At 70.1% G+C, this 7,024-nt stretch carries 8 protein-coding genes; 1 reads left to right on the plus strand and 7 read right to left on the minus strand.

The genetic code is table 11. The features are described from left to right. The first annotated feature begins 209 nt into the window (after positions 1 to 209). The gene (locus AB0K05_RS08815; RefSeq protein WP_148032177.1) at positions 210 to 866 is read left to right on the plus strand and encodes a GntR family transcriptional regulator; all 657 of its coding nucleotides are present in this window, start codon (positions 210 to 212) and stop codon (positions 864 to 866) included. On the opposite strand, the gene AB0K05_RS08820 is transcribed toward AB0K05_RS08815, so the two are convergent. The 7 genes from AB0K05_RS08820 to AB0K05_RS08850 form a co-directional block, all read right to left on the minus strand. Further along, positions 860 to 2,047 carry a serine hydrolase domain-containing protein gene (locus tag AB0K05_RS08820; protein ID WP_364228004.1) on the minus strand — a complete coding sequence of 396 codons (1,188 nt, stop codon included), beginning with the start codon at positions 2,045 to 2,047 and terminating at the stop codon, positions 860 to 862. The two genes, AB0K05_RS08815 and AB0K05_RS08820, sit on opposite strands and share 7 nt — an antisense overlap. 31 nt (positions 2,048 to 2,078) lie before the next feature. After that, positions 2,079 to 2,456: a hypothetical protein gene (locus AB0K05_RS08825; protein WP_219549009.1), complete on the minus strand. Its 378-nt coding sequence runs from the start codon at positions 2,454 to 2,456 to the stop codon at positions 2,079 to 2,081. A gap of 186 nt (positions 2,457 to 2,642) precedes the next feature. Next, positions 2,643 to 2,945 (minus strand): hypothetical protein, encoded by a 303-nt coding sequence (locus tag AB0K05_RS08830; protein WP_148032174.1) that lies wholly within the window; start codon positions 2,943 to 2,945, stop codon positions 2,643 to 2,645. 148 nt (positions 2,946 to 3,093) lie between these two features. Continuing rightward, on the minus strand, positions 3,094 to 4,044 hold the full coding sequence (locus AB0K05_RS08835; RefSeq protein WP_364228009.1) for an alpha/beta hydrolase: 951 nt from the start codon (positions 4,042 to 4,044) through the stop codon (positions 3,094 to 3,096). 73 nt (positions 4,045 to 4,117) lie between these two features. Beyond that, on the minus strand, positions 4,118 to 5,260 hold the full coding sequence (locus tag AB0K05_RS08840) for a prolyl oligopeptidase family serine peptidase (protein WP_364228012.1): 1,143 nt from the start codon (positions 5,258 to 5,260) through the stop codon (positions 4,118 to 4,120). Further along, a complete protein-coding gene (locus tag AB0K05_RS08845) occupies positions 5,244 to 5,816 on the minus strand; it encodes a TetR/AcrR family transcriptional regulator (RefSeq protein WP_364228015.1) in 573 nt (190 codons plus the stop codon). The genes AB0K05_RS08840 and AB0K05_RS08845 overlap by 17 nt, the downstream gene beginning before the upstream one ends. 93 nt (positions 5,817 to 5,909) lie before the next feature. Beyond that, positions 5,910 to 6,842 (minus strand): HNH endonuclease, encoded by a 933-nt coding sequence (locus AB0K05_RS08850; RefSeq protein ID WP_364228018.1) that lies wholly within the window; start codon positions 6,840 to 6,842, stop codon positions 5,910 to 5,912. Between the last annotated feature and the right edge of the window lie 182 nt (positions 6,843 to 7,024).

Below are 7,024 nucleotides of genomic sequence, written 5' to 3' on the forward strand. Positions count from 1 at the left end.
ACCCTGCACTTTCGTGATCAGGGGTTGAACATCACGCATGTCATCTGAAGTAGCTCGAATGTAAAATGCATTCTGCATTCCGTCAACAGTCTCCGGATCCACGAGGTGAGAGCCCGTCCCGACGGGAAACCCGCCGGTGGGGGCCGGACCGGACTGGTCAGGAACTCGTAGGATGGCCGCGTCAGATCCCTCCGAGCGAGAGCGCCGCCATGTCCTTTGCGGTACCGCTGACGCGGAAAGAAGCGGTCCTGCGTCAACTGCGAGACGAGATCATCACCGGACGGTTGAAGCCGGGCGCGGCGATCAAGGACGCGGAGATCGCGGCCCGGCTCGGCGTGAGCATCACCCCGGTACGGGAGGCGGTCACCCAACTCGCCGCCGAAGGTCTGATCGACATCTCGCCGAACCGGACACGGCAGGTCACCCAGGTGACCCAGAAGAGCGCGCTCGAGCTCATCGACGTGATGATGGTGCTGGCCTGCGCGGGTTTCGAGTGGGGCGTCGACAACCTCACCGACGAGCACCTCGCCGCCCTGCGCGGCAAACTCGACGACTTCGCCGAGGGACTGCGCCACGGCAACGCGACGGTCGCCGCCGCCGCGGGAGCCGACTTCAGCACGGTGGTCATCCTGGCGAGCGGCAACCGCGAGCTACAGACCCATGTCGACCTGGTCGTCACGCGCACCCTGCGGGTGCTCGCCCTCACCGCCGAGAGCGAGGTGTGGAACGTGTGGCTGGACGGCTACCGCGAGGTCCTCGAACTCCTCGAACGCGGCGACCGCTCCGGGGCCGCCGGACGCTACCGGCAGATCTACCGTGACTACCGCCGGCGGGTGGAGGCCATGCTGTTCGACGAGGATCACTGACGCTTCGCCGGCGCGGCGATCGCCTGCCTGACGGCGCCGAGCAGGCTCGACGCCCGCGTGTCAGGCACCCCCTCCCGGACGCGGTTCATCACGTACCCGAACGCCAGCCCGCTCTCCGGGTCGGCGAAGCCGATCGAGCCGCCCATGCCGCCGAAGCCGAACGCGGCAGGGGAGTACCAGTACGCGTCCGGGGTGGGCAGGCCGAAGCCCGTGCCGATGCGGACGGGCACGCGCAGGACGCGGTCGACGCCGGCGACCTGTTCCGCGGTCGCGGCGGCGAGGGTGGCGGGGGCGAGGACGCGGTGCCCGTCCACGTCGCCGATGAGGGCGGCGTAGAAGCGGGCCAGGGCGCGGGCGGTGCAGATGCCGTTGGTGGCGGGGATCTCGGCGGCCTGCTCCGCCGGGTCGTTGTGGTCCAGCGCGGGCTGGACGAGGGTCATCGCGCGTACGGTCAGCGACTCGGGATCGGCGTAGGCGGCCATCACCTCGCGCATGGGCTCCGGGATGGAGTCCAGGTCGATCGCGGCGGGGTCGAAGCCGCCCGGATCGGTGAGGATGCGGCTGACCCGGTGGTGCTCTGACGGCGGCAGGCCGATCCACAGGTCCAGGCCGAGCGGCGCGGCGATCTCCTCGGCGAGGAACGCGCCGACGCTCCGGCCGCTCACCCTGCGGACGACCTCGCCGACGAGCCATCCGTACGTGAGCGCGTGGTATCCGTGCCCGGTGCCCGGCTCCCAGTACGGCCGCTGGGCGGCCAGCGCCTTCACCACGGGTTCCCAGGCGATCACCTCGGCCGGGGTGACCGGCTCGTCGAGCGCGGGCAGACCGGCCTGGTGGGTGAGCAGCCACCGGACCGGGACGCGCTCCTTGCCGCCCGCCGCGAACTCGGGCCAGTAACGGGCCACGGGAGCGTCGAGATCGAGCTCACCCCGCTGGGCCAGCAGGAGGGCGCAGGTCGCCGTGACCGCCTTGGTGGTGGAGTAGACGACCTGAAGGGTGTCGCGCTCCCATCGGCGGCCGGTCGCGGGGTCGGCGATCCCGCCCCACAGATCGACGACCTGGCGTCCGTGCAGATACACGCTGACCGCCGCGCCGACCTCCTGCCCGGAGGCCAGGTTGGCCGCGAACGCGTCACGTACCGCTTCGAACCCCGGTGCGGTCAGCCCACTGATTTCGGGCATGCGTCATCCCTTTCCAGTCCGTGGAAGAAGGTCAGCGGCGGAATTTCTCGACGAGCCAGGCGCACAGCTCCGGCTCGCTCATCTCGGGGAACTCCGCCGCGAACGTGGCCAGTGCGCGGAGCGCCTCGTCGCGGTCCAGGCCGAGGGCCATCGCCGCCTTGAGATACTCCTGACGCGCGGCGGTGGGACGCCCGCCACCGGACCCGCGCCCCGGCAGCCCCGCACGCCATCGGCGGATCTCCTCCAGCCGATCGGCCCGCCAGCCCGGCGTCTCGTCGACTTCGACGTCCGGCTCGGGGAACGCGTGCTCGGAGCCCGCCGGATAGCGCGTGCGCCACTTGTGCACGGCGTGCCGGCTGACTCCCAGGGCCTCGGCGACGCCGAGGACACCGAGGTAGCGCTCGGTCATGGGCGCACCAGCTCGTCCCTTCCGGCCTCCTTCGCGGATCTCCAGTATTACCCACGTCCGGCGCCCCGCCCCTCGAGGCGCCGGAAACATTGTCTCTCTTGGAGACGACGTTGGCAACCCGTCGCTCATATGCCGAGGGGCCGCCCGTTCTCCCTGTCGGAGACGGACGGCCCCTTCCGCGTGCCGTCAGCAGATGTCCGCGCCGTCGAAGTTGCGCGGGCCCCGCGCGACCTTGGAGGAGATGGTCCGGCCCGGATCGACGGTGGAGCAGTCGCCGTCGGTGCCCCGCGCCCACTTGATCTTCAGTCGTAGTCGGTAGCGGCAGTCGTTGCGGGCGTAACCCGTCTTGGTGACGATGCCCTTGGTCTGCCAGACGGCCACGCACGAGGGCGCGTTGCCCGCCGGAACCGCGGCCACGGCGGGCGTCGCGAGAGTGAGGAGGCATCCGGCGGCGGTGCAGGCGAGGAAGGTGCTCTTGAGGAGGCGCACGGGGTCCCTTTCGATTGGAGAGATGGAACCCTTCGATTTGTAGTTGACTGATTACTTTAAGTCAACATGTGAATCATGATCTGGAGGCCACCCGTGCATGACGCCGCCGCGCGGCTTCCGTACCGGCGGCGGCGCCGCGGGCGATTCGTCAGGCGAGGGCCCTGCGGAGGGCGTCGATCCGCTGGTCCCAGATGCGCCGGGAAAGGGCGGCGTCCGGGGCGAAGTTCTCCGAGGCGTGGTAGCTGCCCGGGTTCACGTGCAGTTCGGTCGGGACACCCGCCTGCATGAGGCGCTGCGCGAAGGCGATGTCCTCGTCCCTGAACAGGTCGACGGTGCCGACGTCGATGTAGGCCGGGGGCAGACCGGTCAGATCCTCGGCGCGGGCCGGGGCGGCGTACTGGTCGGCGTCCTTGCCGCCGAGGTACCAGGCCCAAGCTTCGATGTTGCCCGCCCGGTCCCACAGGCCGACGTCGGTGATCTCCTGGCTGGACGGCGTCTCGTTCCGGTCGTCGATCATCGGATAGATCGGCATCATGAAGGAGATCGCCGGCCCGCCGCGGTCACGTGCCAGCAGCGCCGTGCCGATGGCCAGCCCGCCGCCGGCGCTGCCGCCGTAGAGGGCCAGCCGCGCGGGGTCCAGGCCCAGGTCGGCGGCGTTCTTCACGGTCCACGCCAGGCCGGCGTAGCAGTCCTCGACCGGGGCGGGATGCGGATGCTCGGGGGCCAGCCGGTACTCGACGGAGACCACGACGGCGCCGACCCGGTCACAGATCATCGTGGCGGTGGCGTCCTCACCGGCGATGTCGCCGAGGATCATGCCGCCACCATGGATGTAGTAGACGCCGGGCAACTGCCCCGCCGCGTCGGCCGGGCGGTAGATCCGCACGGCGATGTCAGGCTCGCCGTCGGGGCCGGGGATGGTCCGGTCCTCCTTGACGACGTTCGGGTTGTCGGGCACCTCCATGGCGCCCAGCAGGCCTGAGACGACGGCCCGGCGCTGGACGATGTCGGGGATGGTGTTGAAGCCGCCGGGCAGCATGCCGAGCAGCGCGTCCAGCGGGCCACGGCTCTCGGGGTCTATCAGGTCGCGGGGGGTCATCACGGCCTCCAGGGTTCCGATGGTGGATTCAGCGTGCTGGCACGGAGGCCCCAGTTCAAGAGGGCGGCCGCCGTCAGGGAACGGCCCCGGCGTGCGCGGTCAGGAAGTCGTGGACGAGCCGGTCGTACCTCGGCCGGTCGACGTTCCACGCCTCGGTGTGGTCACCGCCGGGGAACTCCTCGTACCGGATGTCCCAGCCCAGACGCGGCCCGGCGGCGGCGAGCTCCCGGGAGGAGCCCACCGGGACCTCGGTGTCGTCGTCCGTGTGGATCAGCAGGAGCGGAGGCCTGACGGCGGGCGGATGACGGATCAGGTGAAGGGCGTCCTGGTCGACGCCGATCCGCCATTCCACCACCCGGCTGGAGAGCCATCCGGCGAAGGCGGGCATGCCGAACCGGGCGGCGTTCCACTCGCTCACGCGCTCCAGATCGTACGGGGGCGCGTCCATGATGACCGCGGAGACGAGGTCCGCCAGCGGCGATCGCGCCAGGAACTGGCCGGCCACGACGCCTCCCATGGACGTGCCGTAGAGGACGACGCGCCGCGCCCCCAGGCCCCGCGCCGTGCGGACGGCCGCCTCCAGGTCCCGCCACTCCGTGTCGCCCAGATGGATCAGCCCGTCTGGGGAGGCCGGGGCGCCCTCGTCGTTGCGGTAGGTGATGGCCAGGAACGGCATGCCGAGCCGGTGCACGACGGGAAGCACCTTCTGGACGGCCTTGCGCCTGGCGTTCTGGCCGTGGACGGCGACGAACCAGGTGGTGCCGTCGCCGGGGACGTGCCAGGCGGGCGCCGGACCGAGCTCGGTCGGCACCGTGATCTCGGAGTAGTCCAGGCCCCACGCCACCTCCGGATCCCCGGGAGGGGCCACGTTGAGGCTGCCGGAGGTGCCGATGGACGGGACCGCGCCGTCCAGCACCGCGCGGGTCACCTTGCCGCCGCCCCGTGACGTCACCTCGCCGAGCATGGTGCCGGCGCCGCTCCATTCCAGCCAGTACGTGCCGGGCTTGCGCGTCGCCGGCGTGTCGGCCAGGGTCACGGTACGGTCGCCGGAGGCCAGCACCATGACGTCTCCCGCCCCCCAGCGCCGCACCTTGATCGCCTGGTCGCTCCCGAACCAGGCGCTGTAACCCAGCCCGGCGACCAGGACCGCCAGGGCAACACCGGCCGCGATCCACGCCCGCCGTCTCCAGCGGCGCGGCCTACGCTCGGACGCCATCGAGGACCCTCCTCGTCGCACGCGTGCACAGAGCCCGGAACTCGTCCTCGGCCAGCCCGATACGGCCGCCGAGATAGAGCTGCACCAGGCCCTGGGCGGTGGCCGTCACCGTCATCGCGACCTCCAGCGGATCGTCCGGGCGCAGCAGGCCGTCACGCATGCCCTCCTCGGCCAAGGTGACGATCTTCGTGAACGACGGTGAGGCTCCGTCCCTGAAGCCGTCAGGGAACCGCCGCGCCCGTTCACGCCGATCGGTGATGAGGAAGCGGTACAGGTGCGGCGACCCGAGGGCGAAGTCGAGAAAGTCGTCCAGCAGGCCCAGCGCACGCGCTTCCCAGTCGCCGTCGCGCCCGCCCCAGCTCGCCCCGAGTTCGCGGAGAGCGCGATCGGCCACGGCGGCCAGGAGCGCCTCACGGTTCGGGTAGTGCTTGTAGATCGCCATGGCCGTGATGCCGACGGCGTCAGCCACCCGCCGCATGGTCACGGCCTCGACGCCCTCGGTCTCGAGGATGGCGCGCGCGGCCTCGGCGACCCGGTCCGCCGTCTTCATTGACATGTGTACAACGTATACCAGGAAGGTTTACCGCGTATACCTCATGCGACGCTTCAGGGGCCTGTGTCCCTCAAGATCGGAGGCTGGGTCGGACCGTCAGCGAAGGAAGACCTCGTCCAGATGCCACTCCAGGGCTTCCCGCTGCGGCCGGTCCGGCCGCTGGCGAGAGAGGGCGATCTGGTGCCCGGCCCGCTCGTAGAACTGGCGGCCATTGCCGAACTCCTCGCGCAATCGAGGGCTGACCAGCAGCTTGTACGACGGATCGACGGCGAGGTAGCCGCGGTCGTACAAGGTGTGCACGTCGGAGCGGAGCAGCAGTCCGTTGTCGAGCCGGTGTTCGCCGCCTCGGTGGACGGGCCGGATGTGCGCGGCCTGCAGAACGGGACGGATCTTGTCGCCGGTGATGGCGCAGCGCCGGTCGTAGGCGTCCAGGACCACGGCCTTGAACGCCTGCTGGCCGAGTCGTTGCGGCACCAGGCGGGGATCGCCGAACACCGGGCCGCCGAGATGCCACGGCTCGCTCAGGTCGATCTCCACATGGCCGCCGAGGAGCCGGGTGACGACGTCGTGGAAGAACCGGGCGTCCGGATGGGTGGCGAGATCGTACCCCTTGCCCTGGACGATGTTGGCGGCGAACGCCGGGGGAGGGCCGGCGTCGGCGTCGAGAGGGAAGAAGCAGGTGTCCCGAAGTAAGACGCAGCCGATCACGGGGTCGTCAGCTGGCGAGATCGGTTCTCTTCGATAGTGGCCGACTCGGGCACGCATCTCATGGAGGGTGGAGGCGCCGTTGGCCTCGCCGAAGATCTCCCAGGCTTCGGAGACGCGCAGCTTGACGAAACGGGCGAAGAAGCCGCCGCCGACTACCCGGTTGTGTGGGTGGTGGGTTTTGAACAGGAACGGCTCGCCCGGCCGGAGGACCTTGAACTCGCCCTTTCCCGAGGGCCGCCAGAAGTTCGCCTCGGTCAGGGCGGGGCGTGCCGCGAGGAAGCGATACCAGTCACCGTCGGTGACTCCGACGTACGCCTTCACGGGCCGATTGTGCACCGAGATGATCTGTCCGCGCCAGTGGGTGCCGGCGAGAGAGTAGCTGATCGGAGACGTCCAGGAGTGATTTTCCTAAGTGAGTGTTTGAGATCGATGATCTTCGTCAGTCGCAGACGATTCTGGCTTGTCGCCGAACAGGACCCCTGTGAGTGAGACGGCGGGCCATA

Origin of the sequence: Nonomuraea sp. NPDC049486, assembly GCF_040676925.1 — a bacterium.
Classification (GTDB): Bacteria; Actinomycetota; Actinomycetes; order Streptosporangiales; family Streptosporangiaceae; genus Nonomuraea; species Nonomuraea ferruginea.